Source organism: Acinetobacter pittii ANC 4050 (genome assembly GCF_000399685.1).
Taxonomy (GTDB): Bacteria; Pseudomonadota; Gammaproteobacteria; order Pseudomonadales; family Moraxellaceae; genus Acinetobacter; species Acinetobacter pittii_E.
The window spans coordinates 893,025-918,342 of sequence record NZ_KB976987.1 but is presented as its reverse complement, the minus strand read 5'-3'; the positions used below and the strand labels follow the sequence as shown (position 1 = coordinate 918,342).

23 protein-coding genes are annotated in these 25,318 nt (G+C 37.8%); 7 read left to right on the top strand and 16 right to left on the bottom strand.

Features of this window, described 5'->3' with window-relative positions:
* Positions 1 to 128: 128 nt before the first annotated feature.
* The 7 genes from aguA to F931_RS08175 all read right to left on the bottom strand — a co-directional run bounded on the left by aguA (position 129) and on the right by F931_RS08175 (position 10,061).
* Positions 129 to 1,223, bottom strand: a complete 1,095-nt coding sequence (aguA, locus tag F931_RS08205) for an agmatine deiminase (RefSeq protein ID WP_025470296.1) — start codon at positions 1,221 to 1,223, stop codon at positions 129 to 131.
* 81 nt (positions 1,224 to 1,304) lie between these two features.
* Positions 1,305 to 2,648 carry an APC family permease gene (locus F931_RS08200; protein WP_016140915.1) on the bottom strand — a complete coding sequence of 448 codons (1,344 nt, stop codon included), beginning with the start codon at positions 2,646 to 2,648 and terminating at the stop codon, positions 1,305 to 1,307.
* Between the two features lie 117 nt (positions 2,649 to 2,765).
* Complete coding sequence (locus tag F931_RS08195; RefSeq protein ID WP_016140914.1) at positions 2,766 to 4,181, bottom strand: aldehyde dehydrogenase family protein; 1,416 nt, start codon at positions 4,179 to 4,181, stop codon at positions 2,766 to 2,768.
* Positions 4,182 to 4,313: 132 nt separating this feature from the next.
* Entirely contained in the window at positions 4,314 to 5,714 is a 1,401-nt protein-coding gene (locus F931_RS08190) for an aminotransferase (protein WP_016140913.1), read from the bottom strand.
* Positions 5,715 to 5,783: 69 nt separating this feature from the next.
* Positions 5,784 to 7,046 carry a Zn-dependent hydrolase gene (locus tag F931_RS08185; RefSeq protein WP_016140912.1) on the bottom strand — a complete coding sequence of 421 codons (1,263 nt, stop codon included), beginning with the start codon at positions 7,044 to 7,046 and terminating at the stop codon, positions 5,784 to 5,786.
* Positions 7,047 to 7,427: 381 nt separating this feature from the next.
* Complete coding sequence (locus F931_RS08180) at positions 7,428 to 8,186, bottom strand: TorF family putative porin (RefSeq protein ID WP_016140911.1); 759 nt, start codon at positions 8,184 to 8,186, stop codon at positions 7,428 to 7,430.
* A 147-nt stretch (positions 8,187 to 8,333) separates the two neighbouring features.
* A complete protein-coding gene (locus F931_RS08175) occupies positions 8,334 to 10,061 on the bottom strand; it encodes an amidohydrolase (RefSeq protein ID WP_016140910.1) in 1,728 nt (575 codons plus the stop codon).
* Positions 10,062 to 10,432: 371 nt separating this feature from the next.
* Between F931_RS08175 and yhgD the strand changes: the two genes are divergently transcribed.
* The 4 genes from yhgD to yjlD all read left to right on the top strand — a co-directional run bounded on the left by yhgD (position 10,433) and on the right by yjlD (position 14,274).
* The gene (yhgD, locus tag F931_RS08170; protein ID WP_016140909.1) at positions 10,433 to 11,002 is read left to right on the top strand and encodes a TetR/AcrR family transcriptional regulator; all 570 of its coding nucleotides are present in this window, start codon (positions 10,433 to 10,435) and stop codon (positions 11,000 to 11,002) included.
* A 141-nt stretch (positions 11,003 to 11,143) separates the two neighbouring features.
* Positions 11,144 to 12,163, top strand: coding sequence for an MBL fold metallo-hydrolase (locus F931_RS08165; RefSeq protein WP_016140908.1), 1,020 nt, complete (start codon positions 11,144 to 11,146; stop codon positions 12,161 to 12,163).
* A 198-nt stretch (positions 12,164 to 12,361) separates the two neighbouring features.
* Positions 12,362 to 12,910, top strand: a complete 549-nt coding sequence (locus F931_RS08160; RefSeq protein ID WP_016140907.1) for an RrF2 family transcriptional regulator — start codon at positions 12,362 to 12,364, stop codon at positions 12,908 to 12,910.
* Between the two features lie 158 nt (positions 12,911 to 13,068).
* A complete protein-coding gene (gene yjlD / locus F931_RS08155) occupies positions 13,069 to 14,274 on the top strand; it encodes an NAD(P)/FAD-dependent oxidoreductase (protein WP_016140906.1) in 1,206 nt (401 codons plus the stop codon).
* A gap of 89 nt (positions 14,275 to 14,363) precedes the next feature.
* Here the strand turns inward: yjlD and F931_RS08150 are convergent, their stop codons facing one another.
* A complete protein-coding gene (locus tag F931_RS08150) occupies positions 14,364 to 15,056 on the bottom strand; it encodes a type 1 glutamine amidotransferase domain-containing protein (RefSeq protein WP_016140905.1) in 693 nt (230 codons plus the stop codon).
* A 155-nt stretch (positions 15,057 to 15,211) separates the two neighbouring features.
* Here F931_RS08150 and F931_RS08145 point away from each other — a divergent pair, with 155 nt between their 5' ends.
* Together F931_RS08145 and F931_RS08140 are read left to right on the top strand one after the other, a co-directional pair.
* On the top strand, positions 15,212 to 15,628 hold the full coding sequence (locus tag F931_RS08145) for a MerR family transcriptional regulator (protein ID WP_016140904.1): 417 nt from the start codon (positions 15,212 to 15,214) through the stop codon (positions 15,626 to 15,628).
* A 76-nt stretch (positions 15,629 to 15,704) separates the two neighbouring features.
* Positions 15,705 to 16,511: a type 1 glutamine amidotransferase domain-containing protein gene (locus F931_RS08140; RefSeq protein ID WP_016140903.1), complete on the top strand. Its 807-nt coding sequence runs from the start codon at positions 15,705 to 15,707 to the stop codon at positions 16,509 to 16,511.
* Positions 16,512 to 16,576: 65 nt separating this feature from the next.
* Here the strand turns inward: F931_RS08140 and F931_RS08135 are convergent, their stop codons facing one another.
* From F931_RS08135 to cpo, 4 genes are all read right to left on the bottom strand, one after another.
* Positions 16,577 to 17,152, bottom strand: a complete 576-nt coding sequence (locus F931_RS08135) for a dihydrofolate reductase family protein (protein ID WP_016140902.1) — start codon at positions 17,150 to 17,152, stop codon at positions 16,577 to 16,579.
* Between the two features lie 200 nt (positions 17,153 to 17,352).
* Complete coding sequence (lysl, locus tag F931_RS08130; protein WP_016140901.1) at positions 17,353 to 18,420, bottom strand: saccharopine dehydrogenase family protein; 1,068 nt, start codon at positions 18,418 to 18,420, stop codon at positions 17,353 to 17,355.
* Between the two features lie 15 nt (positions 18,421 to 18,435).
* Positions 18,436 to 19,674, bottom strand: a complete 1,239-nt coding sequence (locus tag F931_RS08125; RefSeq protein WP_016140900.1) for an NADH:flavin oxidoreductase/NADH oxidase family protein — start codon at positions 19,672 to 19,674, stop codon at positions 18,436 to 18,438.
* A gap of 160 nt (positions 19,675 to 19,834) precedes the next feature.
* On the bottom strand, positions 19,835 to 20,665 hold the full coding sequence (gene cpo / locus F931_RS08120) for an alpha/beta fold hydrolase (protein ID WP_004792098.1): 831 nt from the start codon (positions 20,663 to 20,665) through the stop codon (positions 19,835 to 19,837).
* A 328-nt stretch (positions 20,666 to 20,993) separates the two neighbouring features.
* On the opposite strand from cpo, the gene F931_RS08115 reads away from it, so the two are divergent.
* The gene (locus tag F931_RS08115) at positions 20,994 to 21,890 is read left to right on the top strand and encodes a hypothetical protein (protein WP_016140899.1); all 897 of its coding nucleotides are present in this window, start codon (positions 20,994 to 20,996) and stop codon (positions 21,888 to 21,890) included.
* A 102-nt stretch (positions 21,891 to 21,992) separates the two neighbouring features.
* On the opposite strand, the gene F931_RS08110 is transcribed toward F931_RS08115, so the two are convergent.
* The 4 genes from F931_RS08110 to F931_RS08095 all read right to left on the bottom strand — a co-directional run bounded on the left by F931_RS08110 (position 21,993) and on the right by F931_RS08095 (position 25,236).
* Complete coding sequence (locus F931_RS08110) at positions 21,993 to 22,184, bottom strand: biotin/lipoyl-containing protein (protein ID WP_016140898.1); 192 nt, start codon at positions 22,182 to 22,184, stop codon at positions 21,993 to 21,995.
* Between the two features lie 147 nt (positions 22,185 to 22,331).
* Entirely contained in the window at positions 22,332 to 23,069 is a 738-nt protein-coding gene (locus F931_RS08105) for a glutamine amidotransferase (protein WP_228681257.1), read from the bottom strand.
* A 10-nt stretch (positions 23,070 to 23,079) separates the two neighbouring features.
* Positions 23,080 to 23,985 carry a DMT family transporter gene (locus F931_RS08100; protein ID WP_016140896.1) on the bottom strand — a complete coding sequence of 302 codons (906 nt, stop codon included), beginning with the start codon at positions 23,983 to 23,985 and terminating at the stop codon, positions 23,080 to 23,082.
* A 78-nt stretch (positions 23,986 to 24,063) separates the two neighbouring features.
* Positions 24,064 to 25,236, bottom strand: a complete 1,173-nt coding sequence (locus tag F931_RS08095) for a hypothetical protein (RefSeq protein ID WP_016140895.1) — start codon at positions 25,234 to 25,236, stop codon at positions 24,064 to 24,066.
* Positions 25,237 to 25,318: the final 82 nt, after the last annotated feature.

Sequence of the window (25,318 nt, the reverse complement as noted above, 5' to 3'; positions counted from 1 at the left end):
AAAATTTAGAGTCACAGAAATATGAGATCTAATAAGTTGACTGATGTAATAAAGGGTAAAAGATATCGCGTAGATAGCTTTTACCCTACATTCTTTATTAGATTAAGCGCTTTAAAAGCTTAATCATATTAAGCAACAGAGGCTGGAATCTGTTGGGTAATACAATGAATATTCCCCCCGCCTAATAAAATTTCACGGGCCTCAACGCCTGTAATTAAATAGTCTGGGTACATCTGTTGCAATATTGCTTTTGCTTGATCGTCTGTACGCTCATCTAGTAATGGAAAAATAATCTGTTTATTACTAATGAGATAATTTACATATGAACCCGCTAGACGATTACCTTCGATTCGTTCAATTGCATTTCCTTTTTCAACATCAATCGTTTCATCTTCACTCGCATATAGTGGGCCTGGGGCTGGTAGTTTCCAAACTTTTAACTGACGCCCTAAAGCATCACGACTATTTTCTAATACTTTTAAGGCAGCAAGAGAACGCGGATACTGTGGATCATTAACATCATCTGTCCAATGTAAAGCAACCTCACCAGGACGTACAAAACAGCACATGTTATCTACATGTCCATCTGTTTCATCGTTATATACCCCAAGCGGCAACCAAATAAATGTTGAAACGCCTAAACATTCTTTTAAAACGTTTTCAATTTCAGCTTGAGTTAGGTGTGAATTTCTATTTTCATTTAACAAGCATTCTGCAGTGGTGAGTAATGTTCCCTCACCATCCACATGAATTGCACCACCTTCTAAAATAAGAGGGGTTGAATAAGTCTTAATATCATGAAACTTTGAAACTTTTTTGGCAATAAGCTGGTCTTGGTCCCACGGGAAATATAAACCGCCCTTTTCCCCTCCCCATGCATTAAATACCCAGTCAATTCCGATTCGTTCACCCTTACTATTTTTCACAATACTTGGGCCTGTATCTCTCATCCAAGCATCATCACTTTCCATTTCTACTAAAGTAATATTTTCAGGCATAACTTGTTGAGCATTAGTCATTTCCGCTTTGGGTACAGCCATAAATACTGGAGTTGTTTGGGAAATCGCTGCGGCGACCTGTGCAAACGCCTGTTGAGCAGGTCGACCATTCGCACGCCAATTGTCTGTACGATAAGGCCAAATCATCCAGACTGCCTCTTGAGGTGCCCATTCACCCGGCATAACAAAACCTTCTTGCTTAGGTGATTTTATAGTGTGTTCCATATGACTATCTCTATTTACAACTACTTCTAAAAGACTCATGTTTAAATGTTTCCCTAATTCATTTATTTTTTACGTTGAGTATTACTTTCCTAATTCTTGAGTCGCTATATTTAGCGAGGCAGGCTGTTTTTTAATTTTCCTGTACAGCAATAACAAACCTCCTGATAGAAGCCATATACCACCAAATACAAGAGCTGATTTTTCTAGGTGTATCCATAAACCTAAAAGGACTACTCCAGAAGCCAGTGGTAAAAGTAAATTAAGAAAAATATTTTTAAAGCCATTACGCTGTTTAAGAATGACGTAAAATTTCATAAATACAGAGAAATTCACCATTGTAAAAGCGATCAAAGCTCCAAAACTGACAAGGCTAACCACCATTGCTAAATCAACAAAAATAGCGAGTAATGAAATTAAGCCTACGAAAAAGATAGAGTAGAGAGGCGTTCCTAATTTGGAGTTTACTGAACCAAATATTTTTTTATGAAAGACACCGTCACGCCCCATGATATATAGCAATCGTGACGCACTTGCATGGGACGCTAGACCAGAAGCAAAGGCATTCATAATCTGAACTGTTAACAAAATAGATTGAAATAATGCGCCACCTACATAGAGTGCAATTTCTGGCAATGCTTCATTAGGATTTTTAAACTGATCAAGTGATGGAAAAGATAACTGTACAAACCACGATACGGTGATAAAGATTGCCCCACCCAACAATGTGGTTAGCATAATTGCTTTGGGTATCGTGTTCGTAGGATCTTGGCTTTCATGTGCGAGTGTAGAAACAGCATCAAAGCCTAAATAAGAAAAACATACTAAAGATATGCCCGTGAGTAAGGTTAAGTATTCTGTATTTCCATTTAAAAGGGGGCGCATGGTTAATAAATTGCTATAACCTTGTGAATTACCTATGCCCGTCACCACAAGAATAATAAATATCATCATCATCGCTATCGTGGCAGTAATCAGTATTGAACTAAAGTTCGCCAAAATATTGATATGAAAGCTATTTATTAGGGTAATTATACTCACCATAATGATGACCCAAACGGTATATGAAACGTCTGGCATTAAGGCATGTAAATAAAAAGAGGCTAATAAAACATTTACCAGTGGTATGAGTAAATAATCAATTAATGAACACCATCCCACAAAAAAGCCTGCCGTTTTACCACAAGTTTCTGTGGTATAGGTATAGGCAGAACCTGATTTTGGCGACTGTTTGCTAAATCGAGCATAGCTAAAAGCTGTCAGCAACATAGCAAATAGCGCCAATACATAGGCTAGTGGTACTCGACCTTGTGTGACCTGAGAGATAATTCCAAAAGTATCAAATACGGTAGCTGGCGCCATATAAGCGACCCCAATGACAACAACTTGCCATAAGGTCAGCCCTTTGCGATTTTTTTCGCCTTCCATGCTTATTTCTCCTGCATCTATGCAAGCACTTTTTTCAGTGCGTCAATTCCTTAACTCAATAGAGCCTAGATTGAAAAATGACGTCCCTTTCTTATTTCAATAGTTATGTAAGAGCTATTAGATAGTGATTACATTTTCTTCAAGATAACTTCGTATACCTGACTCACCGAGCTCACGGCCAAGACCGCTTTTTTTAAAGCCACCCCATAAGGAACCAGGTTGAATCATCTGGAATGAATTAATCCAGATATGTCCCGAACGAAGCCTTTTCGCGATTTGTTTACCTTGTAAAACTGAACCCGTCATAATTGTTGCAGCGAGACCAAACTCAGAATCATTTGCTAAAGCAATTGCTTCCTCTTCATTTTTAAATGTTCGGCAGCATAAAACCGGGCCAAAAATTTCCTCTCTCCAGAGTCGACTTGTGGTAGGAACATCAACAAAAACATGGGGTTTTATAAAGAAGCCCTGTTCTGGTAGTGAAATTTTTGTTAAATCAACAAGCGAATTTAATTGTTCTTGTTGGGCAATCTCTAAATATTCATGAACTTTATTAAATTGTTTTTTTGTCGTAATAGGACCAATAGTAAAGTCATCTACCTGCTCTTGACCGATAATGATTGACTCAACTGACTTTTTTAGTTTTTCATAGAAAGATTCAGCTATAGATTCATGTACTAATAACCGTGACGTTGCTGAGCACATTTGTCCGCAGTTATAAAACATTCCAGAAACTGCCTTCTCTACAGCATCATCCAAATCTGCATCAGCCATAATTAAAATCGGAGATTTCCCGCCTAACTCTAAAGTCACTCGCTTCACAGAGTTAGCAGCTTCTTGCATGACTTGTATGCCAATTTCAGTACTGCCTGTAAATGAGACTTTTTGCACGTCTTTATGAGCCACTAAATGCTGAGCAGCAACGGCGTCTCCTAATATCAAATTAAATACTCCTGCTGGAAAATTAATTTGATCAAGCAGCTTCGTAAATTCAACTTCAGGAAGAGGTACAAGTTCAGACGGCTTAAAAACGATACAGCAACCCGCTGCAAGTGCGGGTGCGATTTTCCATGCACTCGTGATTAAAGGAAAATTCCAAGGCGTAATAAGTGCAACCACGCCGACAGGGCTTTGATGGTGTGTTAATTCCACTCCATCTTCACAATCTGTAATTTTGCTAAAAGCAAATTTTTTAACCAGATCGGCATAGTAGCGATAGCATTTAATACTATTATCGACATCAACTTTAGCTTGATTACGTGATTTACCATTATTCGCATGAGAAAGTTCGATTAAAACTTCTCTTGAAGATTCAAGTACATCTGCAATTTTATTTAACCAGCTGGCTCTTTCGTCGGGTTCAGTATTGCTCCACGAAGTGAGCGCCTGATGCGCAGCCATTACTGCGGCATCTACATCTTCTACAGAAGCTGTAATATAAGAGTCCAGTACCTCTTCAGTACGCGGATTAATAATTACAACTTGTGATTTACCAGTAGTGGATTTCCATTTTCCATTAATATAATTATTCATTTAATGATCGCCTTTTCTTAACTACTTTGACTTATTTTCATAGGGCCTTAATTACTTTTATGCAGGTCTGATCAACCCGGCCAAATAAGACCAGGTTGATGTTAAAAGTAATAGGAATGTGAACTCTAAAATTTAGAGATGGCCTTCAGCCTTAAGCTCCTGAATCGTGTTCAGAATTGCTTGTCTTAAAGTCGTTACAGCAAAATCGACATTTTCTTTAGTTAGAATTAAAGGTGGAGATAAAACATTCATATGTCCAACTGGTCGTACAATAAGACCAAGTTTTTGACAGTGGTTAGCAATACGCTTACCCACTCCTACAGCGCCATCAAAAAGCTCTTTCGTTTCTTTATTACGTAGGTTTTCAATACACATCATGAATTTTTTGCCGCGTACTTCGCCTACTATTTCTAAATCAGAAAGAGTTTTTAATTGTTCTTCAAAATAAACGCCCATTTCTTGTACATGCGCACAAATATTTTCTTTTTCAATGATTTCAATATTTTTTAGTGCAGCTACACAGCTAACAGGATGTCCAGAATAAGTAAATCCATGCGTTAATAAACCGCCGTTATGATGTGGTTTACTAATAGCTTCATAAATTTCGTCTGAAATAATTGTTGCACCTAAAGGTAAATATCCTGAAGACAACCCCTTAGCACAAGTAATAATGTCGGGCACAATGCCAAAGACCGCTTCAGATGCGAACATATGTCCTAATCGGCCAAAGGCTGTTACGACTTCATCAGAAACGTATAAAACATTGTATTTCTTACAAACTGCTAGCGTTTTAGCATGATATCCTTCTGGTGGAACAATGACACCGCCGGCTCCCATAATTGGTTCAGCAAAGAAAGCCGCAACATTATCTGGACCAAGCTTCAAGATCGTATCTTCTAGTTCTTGAACTTTCTCATTACAGAAATCTTCCATTGATTGAGAAGCTGGCTTACGGTAAGGATTTGGGCAAGAAATATGGTGAACTAACTCATTGTGAATCTCAAAACCAATATGATCGGCTTCAATTCCGGTTAGTGTCATACTGATATAGGTACTACCATGGTATGCATCTTTACGTGATATGAGTTTTTTCTTACTCGGTTTACCAATTTGATGAAAATAATGATGAATTAAACGTACAGCTGTATCGTTTGCTACAGAACCACCACAGCCAAAAAATACATGATTTAGATTTCCTGGAGCGAGCTCTGCCAATTTAGCTGCCAATCTTGCTGCAGGTGCAGTTGTTTGATGGCCAAAAGGTGAAAAATAAGGTAATTGCATGATCTGTTCTGCAACCGCCTCTGCAATTTCTTTACGCCCATATCCAACATTCACGCACCATAGACCACCAATGCCATCTAAATATTTATTACCTTGGGCATCGTAAACATATACATTTTCGCCTTTAGACATGATCAACGACCCTTCGTCTTTAAAAGTCGTAAAATCTGTCCAAGGGTGAATCACATGATCTTTATCTTTTTGCCAAATATCTTGAATTTCAGCGTTTACAGCAATTTTAGAGTTCATACTATTTCCATCCTCATTTATTACAATACTCCGCTCCGGAAGCTTGTATTTTTTTCAGTTAATTAATTTTTAAACGGCTAATGAATGTTGTTTAATATTTTTTTGCGCTTGCATAGCGTCATAATTCAAAATTGCATTGAGTAAAACATCGGCACCTTGTGCGGCGTCTTGTAAATAAATATCTTCAGCTTCGTTATGACTTAATCCGTTAATACAAGGGATAAAAATCATGGTAGTTGGACAATGCGTAGCAAGATTAATAGCGTCGTGCCCTGCACCACTTACGATTTGTTGATTTGAATAACCCAATTTATCAACGGCTGTTTGTACTGTTTCAACACAAGCTTCATCGAAATAAGTAGCTGGACTTAACCAATGCTGAGAAATCGATATTTCTAAAGATTTTTCTGATGCTATTAATTGCAAAGTTTTTCGAACTTCAGTTTCCATTTCTGCTAATAAAGCATCGTTAGGATGACGTAAATCAATTGTCCAATTTATTTCGGCAGGAATAGTATTGCGTGAAGAATTTTCTACTTGTAATTCACCAAAAGTAATTAAACCTTCAGGAAATTTTTCTAAAATGAGTTGTTCAAGTGTAGCGATCATAGTTGCAACACCGACCATCGTATCTTTACGAACATTCATAGGTGTAGTGCCCGCATGAGCCGCTTTACCTTTGGTTTGAATATCTAACCAAAGAATTGCTTGCCCACCCGTGACAACTCCAATAGCAACTTGGTTTGTCTCTAATACAGGACCTTGTTCTATATGCACTTCATAGTAGCCTTGAAACGGGCGTGCTAAAGATAACTCTCCGAGCTGACCAGTACGCACTAATTCAGAATAGACTGAAATATCCTGCTTATCTTTATTTTCATACGCTACTTGCTTTGCCAAAGTGCCTGTAAATACAGCAGACCCCATCATCGCTGGAGTAAATCGTGCACCCTCTTCATTCATCCATACGATGAGTTCTAAGGGATGGTAAGTTGTTACATTCTCTTCAGCTAAACGCTGTAACACTTCCATTCCAGCCAATACACCATAGATCCCATCAAAACGACCACCTTTAGGTTGAGTATCTAAATGGCTTCCCATAACGATAGGTAAGGCTGTTTCATTACGGCCTGAACGACGCAAAATTAAGTTACCAATCTCATCATAATGACAAGAAAGATTAATTTTTTTTGCCCATTCTATTAATAGTGCTCGACCAGCGACATCCTCATCTGTAAGAGCTAACCGTGTATTACCACCTTTATCAGTTGCGCCAATCTTTGCCATTTCCATTAACATTTGCCACAACCGCTCTGCATTTACTTTCTTCATCTTTTTAACTTCCATTTATAAATATATTTTTTGTGCAGCTTTTATACACTCTAATTTGATAAATTTCTTTATTAAAAACGAGTGCCAATTTTAAAACTTTCAAAGGTGCCAATTTAAAATTAACTAAAATAAAAATACAACCTAAAAATCAAATCAACAAAAAGTAAAATATAAAAATATCAATTATTAAAACCACACAATAGACAAATTTAAATATGTGCGCCATTCAACATTTTTTGTTTTGCCTGTAAAACTTCAACCTTTTGTAATTATATTTCTTTTATTAAAAACTCAATAAACTCAGCAATTAAAATAATTAGATAAATTTAATTAAACCAAATTTATTGAGTTAATCCAACATATTTATAATTATTAATATTTTTAAAAGTTTTTCGTTAAGCTAAAAACAAGAGTTGGATCAGCTTCTGGTAGTTCTTTATTAACATTCGATGAGGCATAATATAAATCAAAAATAAGCCCCTGAAAGGTTAAATTTCCTCCTAATTTATAATCATAGAAACCATCTTTACGATCTGTCCCCCAAAGTAAATCATAGGCAGTTTTGCTAGAAAATTGGTTATAAGCCAACTGTGCAACAATATTCCAATAATTATTAATAGGATAGATGTAACCAAGTTCATAGCGCAACATTGTCCCAGTTTGCATTGAATACTCTGGTGAATAGTAAATAGAAAAATTTAGTTCATCATTACTTTTCAAAATTTGGTTATTTATGATGCTAAATGAATACTCTTCAAAGTTAATATTCGGTAACGACTTATCCGCTCCGGGATAGTTTACGTCTAGATACTGAATATTTATTTTCGAATAATCATTTAATAAATAATTGTAGCCAATATAATAATCAAGCTCTAGAGAACTACCAATTTCTAAATCTATATTTGAGGCAAAAGCTTGTGCATACAAACCACTCTCATGATCTAACCTTAATATTCCTTGTAGAGCAGGATTTCCTTTAGTCTGTGACACTCCTCTCCAATAATAGTCTGTTAAAAAAGTAAGTGACCCACTTATTAAAAATGGATTAGTTGCTGAGTCATCTTTATTTATTTCTGCATGCACAGGCATTGCTGCAGAATAAATTATTAATGCAGCCATTAACAACTTATTTAATTTCATATATTAACCTATCATTCCATGATCTTATCTTGTATTTTTTATAAATAGAAATTAACTTGTCTAAAATACAAGACCTATTTATTTATGTGTTTTTATATAATTAGATAAATAAAAAAACCTTTCGGCTTTTTTATTTATCTCTTTGTGTTATTGGTGATTAATTTTCTGGTCGTATACTTTCTTTCCAGAGAACCATGTTTGGATAACTTTCCAATCTTTAATATTTTTGTTTAATGGAGTCCGCATGGTATCTTGCAAAATAATAAAATCTGCCCATTTTCCGACACTTATACTTCCAATTTCATTACCCCAGCCCGCTACATTTGCTGGTGCCTGAGTATAGGCATATAAAGCTTCATCTAAATTTAGGGCATTATCGCTATAGCGTGTTTTACCCTTGTATTCCCTAAATACAGCATCACTTAACTGAAGCATTGGATTCTCTGGTGCAGTAGGCCAATCACTGCCTAAAACCAACGTAGCGCCACTACTCAATAAAGATTGCCAAGCATAACTATAAGGTAATCGTTTTTCCCCTAAACGTGACTCTTGGTAATTACCAGAGATCGCATGGTCAGGCTGCATCGAAGCAACCACACCTATTTGTGCAAAACGAGGCATGGCCTCTTTACTCATAACCTCGATATGTTCAATACGATTTAATAGCTTTTTATGACTAGGACTATTCTCAATAGCGTTAAGGGCCATATCTACACTTCTATCACCAATTGCATGAATGGCGACAGGAAAGCCTACATCATTTGCTTTTTTTACTAAGCTATTAAGCTGAGCTTGGTTAGCTACTGGTTCTACATTAAAGTTATGTCGATCTGCATAAGGAGCATTTAAAGCTGCCGTATAATTCAACAAAGTTCCATCAACAAAATATTTAATGTAGCCAAATCGGAATTGTGGTCCCTGATGCCATTGTTGCTCTTTTTGTTGAAAACGTTGGTTTAGCGTATTGCGCTGATTTGAATAAGCTTGGAATTGAGCTTCAGTCGCTAGCCCTTCTCTTGTTTCAGCCATAAGACCGAAATTTACTCTGATTGGCAATGGTTGATTAGAGTTTAAAATAGAAGGATAAACGTCTGACAGTTCGTTCCACATATCATGAACAGAGGTAATTCCTAAACTATTGAAATGAGCTACCACTTTCTTTAATGTGGCTAGCGCAGCTTCACCTGAAGGTAAAGCTTTAATATATTTTGGATTATTTAAAATTAATTGAGTCGCTGCTGTTTCTTTAAAAATTCCTGTTAATTTTCCTGTTTTAGGATCTTTAATAATTTCTCCACCTTGTGGAACTGGCGTATTTTCATCAATACCCAATAATTGTAGAGTTTTACTATTTACCCAGACAGTATGGAAATCAATATCTTGTAGAACAACGGGACGATCTGGAATGATTGCATCAAGTTCCTGTTTTGTCGGCATAGCTGAATCTTTTAAAATACTGGTATCCCATCGACCACCAGTTAACCATGCTCCTTTAGGCAACTCTTTGTCTCGTTTAGCAATTAATTTGAACCATTGCTGACGATCAGTAATTCCATATAAATCTACGCCTTCCCATAGTTCTAAACCACCTAATAAATGAGTATGAGCATCTGTTAGACCAGGCAATATAGTCTTACCTTTTGCATCAACCACTTGGGTCTCTTTGCTGGCCATATTCTTTATGAACGTATTATTTCCTACAGCAAAAAACTTACCATCCTTGATTGCAAATGCTTGTGCTTTAGGTTGGGCTGGATTCGAAGTACGAATATCCGCATTTAAGACAATCATATCTGCTTGTTGAGACTGTGCGAATGTTTCTACTGATACTATTGAGATTGCTAGATATAAAGCCGTTTTCAATACTGTTTTCATAATATCCTTCTTGTTTAGTTGTATTAAGTTTAAGCGGCTTCCCAGCCGTAATAAGATATACAATGGATATATCTTTAGGCTTCAATGTGTACTTTTTAAACTGAATAAACGAGGGCCATTTCTTGATCAATCGAAGGAGCCAATTTTTATACTTTTTATAAATATATTATACAATTTCAATAGATTATTAGACTTAAATCCACTTTAACTCTCATCGCTAAAGCACTTAATGAATGGAGAAATAAGTATATTTCTTAGTAAAAATATCTTCTGATTAATACCCATGTTTCTTTTTACCTTCACAAAATCTTTCTTGTGCTTTAACTATTTTTATGTATGATTGAGTAATCACTCAATTAATATGTTTATATATGGCTCGTCCCCGTAGTGAAGATAAACGTAATGCAATTTTAAGCGCTGCTATTGAAATATTAGCTGAGCTTGGCGAACGTGCGTCTACCTCGAAAATTGCTAAAGTTGCTGGCGTGGCAGAAGGAACTTTATTTACCTATTTTAGTAATAAAGAAGAATTGCTTAACCAATTATATCTTTCACTAAAGGCCGAACTGCGTCAGGTCATGATGCTTGGTTATCCTGCTGACTCCGACCTACAAACACAAATGTCGCATATCTGGCAAAGCTATTTGGACTGGAGTCTAGAAGCTCCCCTGAAACGAAAAGTCATGGCACAGCTTTCCACATCAGAACAAATTACCGAGCAAAGCAAACAAATTGGTATGCAAACCTTTTGTGACCTCACTCAAAACATTCAAGAATGTATTAACGATGGCAAATTAAGAGATTATCCACCGTTATTTATTGCTTCAATTTTAGGTGCGCTTGCCGAAGTTACACTCAACTTTATTGCCCAAGACCCTTCTCAAGCCAAGCGTTATCGCAAATCTGGTTTTGAAGCGTTTTGGCATGCAGTTTCAATATAGATAAAAGAATAAGGATGCACGGCGTCCTTATTTTTAATCCAATTAATGAGTGAGTAAATACTCATTTAACTAAATTAAAATAAGCACTTAGCCCAAGTTCTTATTGGTACATATAGGTTTGTTCCTATAAGGAAAAACAAGATGACGATTTCAAACACAACAGATTTGTCCTCTCCTTTAATGCCATCTCAGCAGCATAATGGCAAATTTAAAAATACACGTCCGAACCAACACAAGCCTTCTTTTGGCAAAACACTCCAGCTCATGTGGAAGTTTCTGTTTAATAAACCGAAGTACACTGTACCTAACCGAGATATTCCTGTTTTAAGTTTGTCAAAAGCACAACTTTTAAGTGCACCTGACCGCTCTCTATTTCGTTTGGGACATTCAACGATTTTGTTAAAACTACAAAATGAGTTTTGGTTAACTGACCCTGTTTTTTCGAAGCGTGCTTCACCTTTTCAGTGGATTGGCCCAAAACGTTTTCATCAACCACCGATTAACATTGCTGACTTACCACCTATTAAAGGCGTGATTTTATCGCATAACCACTACGACCATCTGGACTACCACGCAGTGATGCAACTTAATGATAAAGTCGAGCATTTCTTAACTCCACTTGGCGTGGGTGATACGCTCATTAAATGGGGAATTCCAGCAGAAAAAGTTCAGCAACTCGACTGGTGGGACACCACACATATAGATGGACTTGAACTGGTTGCTACCCCTGCCCATCATTTTTCAGGCCGCGGTATGGGCGATAGCAATGCAACACTTTGGGCCTCGTGGGTGATTATCGATAATGACTTACGTGTATTTTTTAGCGGTGACACGGGATATTTTGATGGGTTTAAAGAGATTGGACATCGCTATGGTCCCTTCGATCTCACCATGTTAGAAACAGGTGCTTATGACCCTGAATGGCCAGATGTTCATATGCAACCCGAGCAAACGCTGCAAGCACATATCGATTTAAAAGGACGTCATTTGTTGCCTATACACAATGGTACTTTTGACTTGGCACTTCATGCTTGGGACGACCCGTTTGAACGTATAGTGGCTTTGGCTCAACAAAACGAGTTAGCGATTAGTACACCTCAAATGGGTGAACTCTTAAACTTAAACGAGCCAAATGTTGAAAATTATTGGTGGCGTTCGTAAGTTTTTTCAATATTTTTTAAATTATTTATAGCCCCTAATTTTACTTTAAAGGTATTTAAATTCAGATATATATCGCCTATTTACCCTCTCTTTAATAATTCCAAATAAAACTAGGACTAATTTTGTCTTAGTTTTATTATTGACTTAAAACACAGACTGCTTTAGTCTGTGTTTATAGTTGATCAATTATGAAATTAAATGGCTTATATCACTAGTAGCGTCGAGTATGCGATTCACTGTCTTCTTTTTCTTGTGAACAATGAAGATAAACCTTTGAGTAGTAAGGATCTTGCCGAATTACAAGGAGTTTCTCCAAGTTTTATGGCCAAGATTTTTCCTAAACTTGAAAAGGCTGGACTTGTTGTAGCACAAGAAGGTGTTCGCGGCGGATATTTACTGGCTCGCTCTGAGCACGAAATTAGTTTTTTAGATATCGTGAATGCAATTGAGGGTGAAAAACCGCTTTTTGAGTGTCAAGAAGTCCGTGGAAAATGTGCAGTCTTTAACAATGCCCCACCAGATTGGGCAACCAGTGGTGTGTGCGCAGTGCATGCAGTCATGCTACAGGCTGAAAAAGCCATGCGAGACGCTTTAGGTGCTCATACACTTGGCGATATTGCAGACCGTTTTGGCCGTTATGCACCCGACGTATTTTTTAGTGATGTAAATGGTTGGATCAGTGAACGCATTGAAGGAAGAACAGCAAAAATGCGAAAAAGTAAAATATCACGGGATACGCCCGACTAATAAGCTGATAGGGCTCCGCGCCCTAAAGTAAACTCCCCCTAATCCTTTTTAAACGCCTTCTCAGATTTTTTCGGAAAATCAGAGAATGGATTCGCTCACCCTAAATTTTGTGATGAGCTGGAATGTGTTGTCCGAAAACTTATCAAAAGGATAATCAAATGAGTAAACGTATTATTATTGCAGGTTCTGGCTTTGCTGGTTTATGGGCTGCACTTGCTGCACAACGGGCAATTCACTTAGCTTCGCAAGAACAAAACATTGAAGTGGTAATGGTTTCCCCTAGTCCAAATGTGGATATTCGTCCTCGTCTTTATGAAGCTGTACTTGAAAATATGTACCCTGATATTTCAGAACTATTAAGCGTAGTTGATGTTAAATATGTAGCTGGCTGGGTAAATGAAATTGATGCTGCTGCCCAAAATCTTGTGATTACCACAACTCAGGGCGATAAACAGACTTTAAGCTATGACCGTTTTATTCTGGCCACTGGAAGCACCACGTTTATGCCACCAATACCAGGTCTTACCGAGTATGGATTTAGCGTAAGCACATTAGAAGATGCGGAAAAATTAGACCAGCATCTTAAAAACTTAGCCCATAAACCTGCAAATGCAGCTCGTAATACTGTAGTTGTTGCTGGTGGCGGCCTGACTGGGCTTGAAACAGTGACTGAAATGCCAGAACGTCTGCGTAATATTTTAGGTGAAACTGATATTCGTGTGGTTTTAGTCGATTCATCTACAGAAATTGGTGCAGCATTGGGTGATGAAGCTGCGGCTATCATTCGTGAAGCTCTCGACGAACTCGGTGTGGAAGGTAAAGCTGGGCTACGCGTTACTGCACTTGATGCTTCTGGTGTAACCCTTTCTAACGGCGAAAGAATTGAAGCAAAGACGGTTATTTGGACTGCAGGCATGCGAGCGAACTCGCTTACCTCTCAAATTGCAGGTGAAAAAGATAATTTAGGCCGTATTTTAGGGAATGCTTATTTACATGCACCTGAGGCAAAAAATATTTTTGTGACGGGTGATACGGTAAAAGTTCCAACCGACGATTTAGGTAATTTTAACGTGATGTCATGTCAGCATGCGATGAGCCTAGGCCGTGTAGCTGGTTACAATGCTGCCGCAGAATTGGTTGATTTACCATTACATGCCTATAGCCAACCAAAGTATGTGACTTGTGTTGACTTAGGCCCATGGGGCGCACTTTATACTGAAGGATGGGATCGAAAAGTTCAGTTTGTACGTGAAGAGGCGAAAAAAATTAAACAAGAAATTAATACGGTCTGGATTTATCCGCCAGTTGCAGATCGCGAAGCAATTTTTGCAATCGCAAACCCTGATTTTGTGATTGTTCCTTAATATTAGTTTTCTACAACAACTACTTATTTAGATACCCTAAAAGCAAAGCCGTTGCTGGTTTTGCTTTTAGGTTTTTTTGAGTCATTAAATTATGACTTTTCTAACTCTTCTATTATCGCTAAAGCTGTTTTTTTAGCAGAAAACGGGTTTTGTCCTGTAATTAAATTGCCGTCTTGAACCACATGCGGTGCAAATGGAACAAAGGCCTTATCATAATGTGCACCATATTCTTTAGCCAACTCTTCAGCATTGTATGGGACCTTTTTCGCGACCCCTGCCAAAACCTCTTCACTCCATGCAAAGCCCGTTAACTTTTTGTCTTTTATCAGTCGTTCGCCATTTGAAAGCCGTATATTGAGCAAGCCGCAATACCCATGACAGACACTCGAAACAATGCCACCCTTTTCATAAATATTTTTAGTGATTTCTTGCAGTTCAGGATTATCTAAAAAATCCCACATGACACCGTGACCGCCTGTGTAATAGATCACATCATAATCTTGCCAATTAATATCGGAAGGCTTAAAAGTATTGGCCAATAAAGTCATAAAAGCTTGATCATCTTCCCTCGCTTTTACAGACTTGTCAGAAACCAAAGCTCCTAATGATTTTGGTTCAATCGGAGTTTTTCCGCCATTGGGACTAACAATGTCTTGTATATAGCCTTGCTTTTCAAATTCATCATAGGCATGGGTAAGCTCGCCTAGCCACAGCCCTGTTGGTTCATCGATATCTTTATAGCGTGAAACATTGGTCACGACGTGTAGTATACGTTTAGACATTTCATCACCTCATTTTTCATATTTATAATTTTATCTTTCATCTATCAAAACATAGAAAGCTGTTACTGAAAGTGTGTGCTTGGTAAAGTTATGAACCTTGCTTTTACATGACTATAAGTCTAAAGTTAACTTGAATGTCAATAGAGTATGTGGCTATGAATATTAGCGAGTTATCTAAACTAAGCGGTTTAAGTACCCCTACAATTCGTTACTACGAGCAAATCAAACTCTTACCTAAAGCCAAAAGAAAATCAAATGGCTACCGCGAATATACCGACAACGATTTAAAGCAACTTTCCTTAATTCAACAAGCCCAGCAAGTTGGATTTTCTTTAGCAGAAATTAAAGCCTTTCTTCCTTCAAAAGTGAGTAGTTGGAACCATGACGCACTCATCCAAACACTTGAATCAAAAATTCAAGAAATTGAACTTTTAGAACAAAAACTAAAAGTGAGTAAGCAAAATTTACGAACCATGGTTGAAGCGATTAATAACAAACCAGATGAAATTACTTGCGAAGAAAATGCAGAACGACTCATGAACCTCTATTACGACAAAGCAAGAACACCGTAATTTCTTAAAGAACTATTGACCTTAAAGTACACTTTAAACATACGATAGATCACAGGTGATAGATGAGGAACCTGTGATGTTTAAAGTTTGGGATTTTCAGCGTTGGTTAACCATTATTTTTGCTATTTTTTTGACTACCAATGTGGCATATGCCGCAGAGTTAGATAAAACTCAAAGCCTTAGCAAAGCAAATGGAAAAATTTTAGTCGTGATGACCAATCATTCGGCTTACCCTTCCCGTTCGGATAAAACAGGACTTTGGCTGACTGAACTCACTCATTTTTATGATGTGGCTTTAGCTGCTGGCTATGATATGGATTTTGTAAGTCCTTTAGGCGGTCAGATTCCTCTAGATGAACGTAGTTTAAAGTCCATTTACTTAGACAAATCAGCACGTCATCATTTAGCTGACCCAGCGTTTATGCAGCGGTTAAAAACAACGTTAGCTCCGAGCGCAATTAATCCTACCCAGTATAAAGCTATTTACTATACTGGTGGCCACGGCACTATGTGGGATTTCCCGACCAATAAAGCCTTGCAGAACATTAGTGAACAGATCTATCGCCAAGGAGGGATCATTTCAGCAGTATGTCACGGCGTGGGTGGTTTATTACCTTTGCAGGATGAAAATGGCAAACCTTTAATTGTAGATAGAACCGTTACGGGTTTCGCAAATATTGAAGAAACGCTGTCGGGTATTAAGTCTCAAGTTCCTTTTTCACTACAAAATAGACTCATTGAACGTGGAGCAAAATATAAACAAGCATTTGTTCCATTTACCTCATATGTGGTTTCGGACGACAGAATTATTACGGGACAAAACCCTCAGTCGAGTAAAGAAATTGCCGAGGCAGTTGTTAAGCGTTTAAGTAGCATTCAATAAATCTAAAAAGACGAATTACAGCCCTATTCTGTAATTCGTCTTTTTCATGTAAATACTATAAAAAATCAGCCAATCTTTTTATAGTGAAGGCCTATTGCACCTGAAGCAAACGTTTTATTTTCAATAAGTTTAAGATTAGTCTTTTCTTGAATACCTTGGAATAGTGGCAAGCCACTACCAATCAGCACAGGCGAAACCGTAATTTTGTATTCATCAATTAAACCAAGTTGCATCAGATAATGCGCAAAGCGAGGACTCCCCAGAATCACCATATCCTTGCCTTGTTCTTGTTTGAGTCTATTAATTTCTTCTTCGACATGGTCTTTCACCAGTCTGGAATTATTCCATTCAACTGTATCTAAAGTAGTTGAAAAAACGATTTTTTCTGTCTTTTCAATCCACTCAGCATGATTTCGTTCGTGCTCCGAAGCTTCTGGGTTTGAAAGCATGGTTGGCCAGTAATTATGCATCATTTGGTAAGTTGCACGCCCCCAAATCACAGTATCGGCAGTGCTCAAAACTTCTTTGGCATGATTTGCTAAATCAGCGTCGTAAGCAATCCAACCTATGTCCATTGCCCCATTTGGACCCTCCACAAAACCATCAAGCGATGCATGTAGAAATAGTATGAGTTTTCTCATTATTCTCATTCCTTTGTTATGAAAAATATTTATCGCTTTTTAGTATATTCAATTTGAATTATTTCTTATGGAGTGTTTTGTTTGCTGTTTTTCTTTCATCTATATAAAGCTATATTTAATTGAAATATTTAAAAATAACCCGAACAAGAATGACTCCTTGTTCGGGACTATTTATAAACATGCTGTTTTAATAAAGGCTTTTAATTAATGACCAGCGGACCAGAACCCGGCAACTCAGTCACTAGCCTATAGCCCATCAGTTTTGCAGGTGTATATGTACCGCCTTTCACGGTATTTTTGAGTAAATAATTCACTACAGTTAGAGAGCCGTTAACCGTAAGGCTATAAGCATTTTCTGTTTGGATACGGGCGGTTTTTATTTCCCCACGTGAGTTTCTCGCTTCACCCCATACATAGGTTGGTACTTTCGCACGGAGTTCCTCATTTGGCCCAACGACCGTTTTTTCAATACGCGACTTAATAAACTTCTGCACAGCTTTTAGTTTTAATACGGGGCGTACATAGTTCATCATTTTCGCGCACACGATCATTTTGGGAAATGCGGGTACAAACACCTCAATGTTTGGAATACCTGTTGTATAGAACGCTGTAGATACGTCACCCCACGGAACGCTCATAGCACTTTTTTTACCGTCCCCAAAATCAATAGTTCGGACGTAGTGCGCCAATGGAACTGTAGTAATTTTTCCATTTTTACGAATTTTTCCACCCTCTGCCATACCTTCTGTACTGGTTTTGGCAGTACCCGGTGAAAGTCCTGTTCTTGAGTCGAAACCAAGTGCTAAATGAGTCGCATCTGGCAGTGCTTCTTTCAAGGCAGCTGCCACACAGTCTGTCGGAATCACATCGAAACCAACACCCGGACAAAGCACGATATCGGCTTTTTCGGCTTGGCTGTTAAGTGACTGCGCTAATTCAAAAACTGCAATTTCACCAGTAATATCGAGATAGTGAGCACCTGCTTTTATACAAGCTTCCATCATGGGCTTCGAGGTCGCTGAAAATGGTCCTGCGCAGTGCATGACCAATTTAAAGCCTTGGATTTGCTCACTTACTGCATCTACGCTATCAAGTCCAAAAGCTTTATAGTTGAGCCCCAACTCTTGAGCGAGTGTTTCAACCTTGCCTTTGTTACGACCAGCCAAAGTTGGTTTTAGACCTTGGCGTACAGCTTCACGAGCGATTAACTCACCCGTGTAGCCATTTGCTCCATAGATTATCCAATTTGAATCGTTAGGATTTGTCATAACACTACTCTTTTATTAAGAAGCAAATGAATAATCACGCATACCTTTTTTGTATTGGCGGGTACGGCATGACATCGCTGATTGTTGCAAAATTAAAGCCCAAGCTGGTGAAACATTTGGTTTTGTTTTTTTGCCAGAACTTAAATTACGTAACTGGAATTTGACCACAGCCATATTCGCAAGTGAAGCGAGTGTTTTATTCTTCCAAGTAATTGGTTTTAGCTCTGGTGTGACATTGTGGCCTTGTTTCCAAGCATTTGGCAAATTAGGTTCAATTGCTAGTGCTGTGGCAATACCGACCATATCTACACCACTTTCAACTACTTGCTCTGCTACCTGCTTACGGCGTATGCCACCTGTTACCATAACAGGCATTTTGGCAACTTTACGAATCTCTTGTGCAAACTCTAAAAAGTAAGCTTCACGAGCAAGTGTTCGTCCATCACGTGCTTGACCCTGCATTGCTGGCGCTTCGTAACTACCGCCTGAAAGCTCCACCAAATCGACTGCATGCTCATTTAACATTTTAACCACTTGTTGAGCATCTTCAGCACTAAACCCACCGCGCTGGAAATCGGCTGAATTTAGTTTTACCGCCACAGTAAATTCAGGTGAAACCACTTTACGAACTGCTTCTACAATCTCAATTAAGATACGAGCACGGTTTTCTAAAGAACCACCCCACTGATCTTGGCGTTTATTGCTGAGTGGAGAAAGAAACTGGCTTAATAAATAACCATGTGCTGCATGAATTTCTACGCCAGTAAATCCTGCTTTTTCACCTAACCGCGCAGTGTTTGCAAAACGCTGAATCACCTCTGCAATCATAGATTCAGTCATTTCGATTGGTGTATTAAAACGGTCTGACATTTTTCCTAAATCTAAAGCAACAGCAGAAGGTGCCCATGTTTGTTGCCCTAAATTTGACTGCATTTGACGACCAGGATGGTTGATTTGAAGCCAAACCTGAGCGCCTTTTGAACGGCCAATTTGTGCCCATTTTTTAAAAGTATCTAGATGTTTTTCATCTTCCAGCACGACACCGCCCGGTCCAGTCATTGCGCGGCGATCTACCATTACATTTCCGGTAATGATTAAACCTACGCCACCATTTGCCCAAGCTTGATATAGACGCATTAATTCTTCTGATGGTGCGTGGTTTAAATCAGCCATGTTTTCTTCCATTGCCGCTTTAGCAATACGGTTAGGAACATATGAGCCATTTGGGAATACTAATTTTTCGAAAACTTTCATTGGAATGACCTCATTCAGTATGGCTTTACTTTAAGATTAAAGCTAACTTTAATGTCAATACCTTTTAGTATTTCTAAATTTAATATTTTGAATTTATTAATTTTATATAAAAAAAAGAGGCTCTCATTAGGCCTCTTTTTTGAAGTTTAAACGCTTTTAATTATTCGCGAATAAAAGCCAACAAGTCCGCATTAATTACTTCATGGTTAACAGTTAACATGCCATGAGAAAAACCTGGATAGATTTTGAGTTGGCTATTTTGAAGTAACTCAGCAGATTTCACGCCAGAAGTTTTATAAGGCACGATCTGATCATCGTCACCATGCAACACCAAAACAGGAACCGTGATTTTCTTTAAATCTTCAGTAAAGTCAGTTTGTGAGAATGCCACAATACCGTCGTAATGTGCTTTTGCACTGCCTGTCATGCCTTGGCGCCACCAGTTAGAAATGATGCCTTCAGATGGCTTCGCATCAGGTCGGTTAAAACCATAAAACGGACCTGATGGAAGGTCACGGAAAAATTGCGCACGGTTTGTGAGAACTTGATTTTGCAGGTCATCAAAAACTTCTTTTGGTAAACCTTCAGGATTATTTTCAGTTTTAACCATCAATGGTGGAACCGCACTAACAAGTACAGCTTTCGCAACATTTTCTTCACCATGACGCGCAATGTAGTGAGCTACTTCACCACCACCCGTTGAGTGACCAATATGAATTGCATTTTTAATGTTCAGATGTTTAACCACTTCTGCGACATCATCTGCGTAGTGGTCCATATCATGACCATCCCACACTTGACTTGAACGCCCGTGCCCACGTCTGTCATGAGCAACTACGCGGAAACCTTCTTTAAGGAAAAAAAGCAATTGTGTGTCCCAATCATCTGAACTTAAAGGCCAACCATGATGAAAAAATAAAACTTGGGCATCGCGTGGTCCCCAGTCCTTATAAAAAATTTCTACACCGTCTTTTGTTGTTACATATCCCATCTTTGTTCTCCTGCTGAAAACTGTTTATAGATTCGTTATAAAAGTTTGAATATTTATACTAAGCTTGAAGTTAACTTTAAGGTCAATCATCTTAAATCATATTTTAAGAATAAAATTTATATGAAGACTCTACTCAACTTTGTATCTTTTTAATCTTGAATTGTTTTTATTTTATTTCTTCTAAATGTCAAAGATTTGACATATCAAAATTAAAGCCTTGACCTTAAAGCTAGCTTTAATCTTATAGTGCCCACATTGGCTATTAATTAACATGCTGGATATGGACAACAGTAGCTACTCGGTCATTAAATATTAAAGGTGAACTCTCATGAATATAAAACAACAGTTTACTGAGGTTGAATTTGGGCAACAAAAAGTCAAAGTACCCAAAGATGGTTATTATGACCGTTTTAGAATGAACCCTGATCTAAACGAAGTCGCTCAAGACCCTGCTGCGGGCAACATCGATTTTTTCCGCCATATTCCTAAAAAAATTGTAGAGTCACGTGTAGGTCCTGTCTGGGCACCCAACTTTTATTATCGTAGTGCAAATGTACAGCTTTTAATGCTTGCTCCAATTAAGCTCATTAAGGCAAAACTTCCTGCGGCTTTAACTCCATTACAACCATTTCCGGGTTATGGGTTGGTCGCTGTTACGTTCTTTACCTATTCAGTTTGTGATAACGACCCTTATAACGAAGTGTCGATTGCGATTGTTGTACGTCAACCTAATGCTCGTGGTCCACATATTGCAGAGTTGATGAAATCGATGCGTCAACGTCATTTTTATGCGCATGTTTTAGCTTTACCTGTCGATACGGAAATTGCCAGAGTTCGCGGTGTATATGGTTACCAATTACCAAAATGGCTGACTAAAATTGACGTCAACATTAGTTCAAAAGAGGTTCAAGCTAAAATTTTCGATGTTAATGGAAAATTAGATTTAAGCTTGAAAACCTTAGTACCAACTTTAAAACATGTCACTTCTGAAACACATATCAACAAAGCCACTATGTTACATGTTGTTGATGGGAAATGGCATCAAACAGAAGTTCAGTCCAACATTCTTTCTTTCGCTCAAAAACTTTTCCCAAAGAATGTTCAACTCGAGAGAAATGAGGGACCTTTAACTACATTGCTAAATGAGCTAGGTGCCTCAAGAATTCTCCGCTTAGATGTTATTGACGATGCTCAGGTCGTGCTTAATTTGCCTACTCCGCTATAGATTTATTTTTAGAAATTATAATGTTACTTTTTTAAAAATATATTAAGAAGCCCTCTCGTGAGAGCTTCTTAGCTTATTGAATTAAAAATATACCGTGTATTTCTAACTTAATGTTAAAACCAAATCCATATTTCTAACTTGCTTACCTGCACTCATTAAAACTTCCTGAACCACACAGTCCTGATCAGCTTTAATGGCAAGCTCCATCTTCATCGCTTCAATGGTAAATAAAGTATCGCCTTTCTTGACAGACTGTCCCAGTTTCACAGGTACTGAACTGATCATGCCCGGCATCGACGCACCGATATGTTTCGGATTTGTCGGGTCAGCCTTCGATGGTCAACAAAGTCAATAATCTACGAAGCAAACGATAACTTGTATCTTTCGCTAAACTTAATTTTGTTCAACATATTTTTAATGCATTTAAGATGCTAAAGACAATTAAAATTTGCTATCACATATTTCTCCAAACCTTTTCAAAATAGTTCTAGCACTACTCGTAAAAGTTATATTTTTAAGCAAAGATAAAACATCTTTTCCTTCTTTCTGGATGACCTCTTTATATTCATTAATATAGAAATTCATCTCTACTTCAGAAAATTCAGGATGAAACTGAACACCCCAAGTTCTATCTCCAATCCTGAAGGCATGATGTTTATCCAATTGAGAAGAAGCTAATAAAATTGCATTTAGCGGCAACTTTGAAACGGATTGCCAATGCACTGTATGAGCTGGGAAAGCAATAGGTAAGTGCTTAAATAATGGATCATTTTGTGAAGCTAAACCTCGAGTAATGAGTACCGTGCCGATTTCTACTCCATCTTGTCTGCTCTCCACTTTTCCTTCAAATGTATCTGCAAGCAATTGATGACCATAGCAAATACCTAAGATAGGCGTTTTTTGATTCATGCATTTAATTAACCAAGGTTTTAGACGTTCACTCCATTCTTCTTTATCTGTCACCATTGCACTAGATCCCGTTAAAATGATTCCTATAAATAAGGATGGCTCAGGAAGTATTGGTAAACTCTTAGCATCTATAACCTTGGTAGAATAATTTTTATTATCTATACCGTCCTGTATCCAGTCTTCGAAATCGCCTAGCTTTTTGCTCAATTCTGGAAAAGTAGAACCCAACTTCACAATTAAAATCTGCTTCGAATTTGATACCATATTCATTTCCTGAGCCCTATTCAGCTTTTACTAATAAAAAGATACATATGAAGATTAAAGTGAGCCCTAAATAGCCCATCAAAGAGAGATGTTCTCCCACCACAAATATTGCCAATAACGTGGCAACAAATGGCTCAAATAGACTTAAAGTAATTGCTTTACTTGTTGCAATTTTCTTGAGCCCCACACTAAATAAAAAATATCCTAAAAACATGGGTATAACAGCTAGATAAACAGCTACTCCCCAATTAATTGAATAATTTAAAAGATTGCTACCTGTAAAAAATAAAGTAGGCAATAAAATGAGTGCACTTATTCCAAAAACAATTCCCATGGTTGCTCGAGCATCAATTCCATGACCTATCAGCTTCTTTGCAATCCAAGAGTAAATTGCATATGTGATACCTGCGATTACACCCAAAAATATCCCAACAATTTGGTTGAACTGATCAGTTACCTGTTTATGCTCTCCATCTCCCAAAGTTAAAAATATTATCCCTATAACTCCTAAAATAAAGCTAATGAGCCATTTAGCAGATAATTTTTTCTGATCACAAAAGTACTCTAACAAAGCAGCAAATAATGGAGCGCTTCCAATAGATATAACCGTTCCAATTGCAATTCCTGCTAAAGATAAAGAAGAATAAAAAGCCAAGGGATAGGTTGTGGTCGCTATTACACCAATAAACAATATTTTTTTATGCTGCTTTAAAAGATGATTATTCTTTTTAATTAAAGAAATAGATATAAATGCATGGATTAAGCCCCCAAATCCTAGTGAAATTGTTCCAATAGCGATAGGACTTAAACCTTTTGAAAAAGATGCAACTGTTCCTGAAGTTCCCCATAGAAATGCGGCTAAAAGTATCGATAAAAAACTAATGCCATATGACCAGTCATAGTTTTTATTCACATTTGGCATTGTTAGTCCTCTCCCCCAAAATTGAAGAGAGATTTTTATAATTTAAAATCTCTCTTCTTTGGCGGATTTAAGAGTTTTTTAAAAGTTATAAACCAACATCACATTTAAGAGCTTGTTCCACTTACCATCATCACCCGCTGCAAGTGAGCTACCAGTACCACCCACAAATGGGTCGTTTTTACTCATTAAATATTCGGTATAGAGCGAAACATTTTTGTAGTCCCATGCCACGCCCACGATGTTACGCTGTGAGTCGTCAAAGCCTTGTTCTTTCTTATTGAAACCACTGAACACTACATAAGGCGTGACGTTGAGTGAATCTTTTACATTCTTAAAGGTGTAGCTCGTGTCTACGGTGTAGAAATAGCCTTTATTGGCAATGTCATATTCACCATCAAACGAACCAAAAGTAGAGCTTGCTGGACTTAAGGCATCTTTGTTACTAATAGTCTGTCTTCCGCCTGTCAGTACCACATTCAGGTTTTTATAATTAATGCGGTTAAACACAGCCCATGTGTTTCGATTTCCATCTGCAGATATCTTTTTATTTTCAATATCTGAATACCAGTAGCTTCCCCCAACCGATACTTTTAAATCATCTGTACTTAAAAACTTAAGGTCTTGATCAACACGAGCCATCCACATGTTTTTTTCATTTAGATTGGTTTTAAGTGGATCAGATGAAGTAACGACATTGGCGGTATAACGCGCAGAGTCTTTACTTGTTCCGTGGTAGTTACCACCGTCAGTTGCGAAATATGCGAGATCAACTTTGGTCGCAGTCGGCATTTCAAAGTGATAGTTCACACCTAAATCTAAAGCGTCTTGCAGCCCCATAGTATTGTTAATACCCGCATAGAAACTAGTGTCCCAATAGCGACCCGGACCAAAAGGAATGGGTTGTAAACCGACCGTAATATTATCGGTCGCATTTAAGCGGTAACCTGCATAGGCCTGTACAAGAGTCGAGAAATCGCAAAATTTATCGTATTGATAGCAACGATATTGGACCTTACCAAACCAGTCTGGTGATTCATAAGCCACATTTAGAATTGCCGCATCGAACTTAATCTTTTGATCAGAAGCAGACTCACCATAATCTTTATCTTGATAGTTGGCTCGTAAAGTTCCCGAAACTGTGACTGCCCCCAGTTCAGTTTTTGGATCACCGAAGGTCACTCCAGCAAAAACTGGAACTGAAAGACCTACAGTACAGAGACTAATACCTATATTTACATATACTTTTTTCATTGTTTCATCCATGTTAAGAACTAAATTTTTCCTTCATTCAGAAACTTATTTCCCATAATTCTGAATGTGTTTTTTAACCATA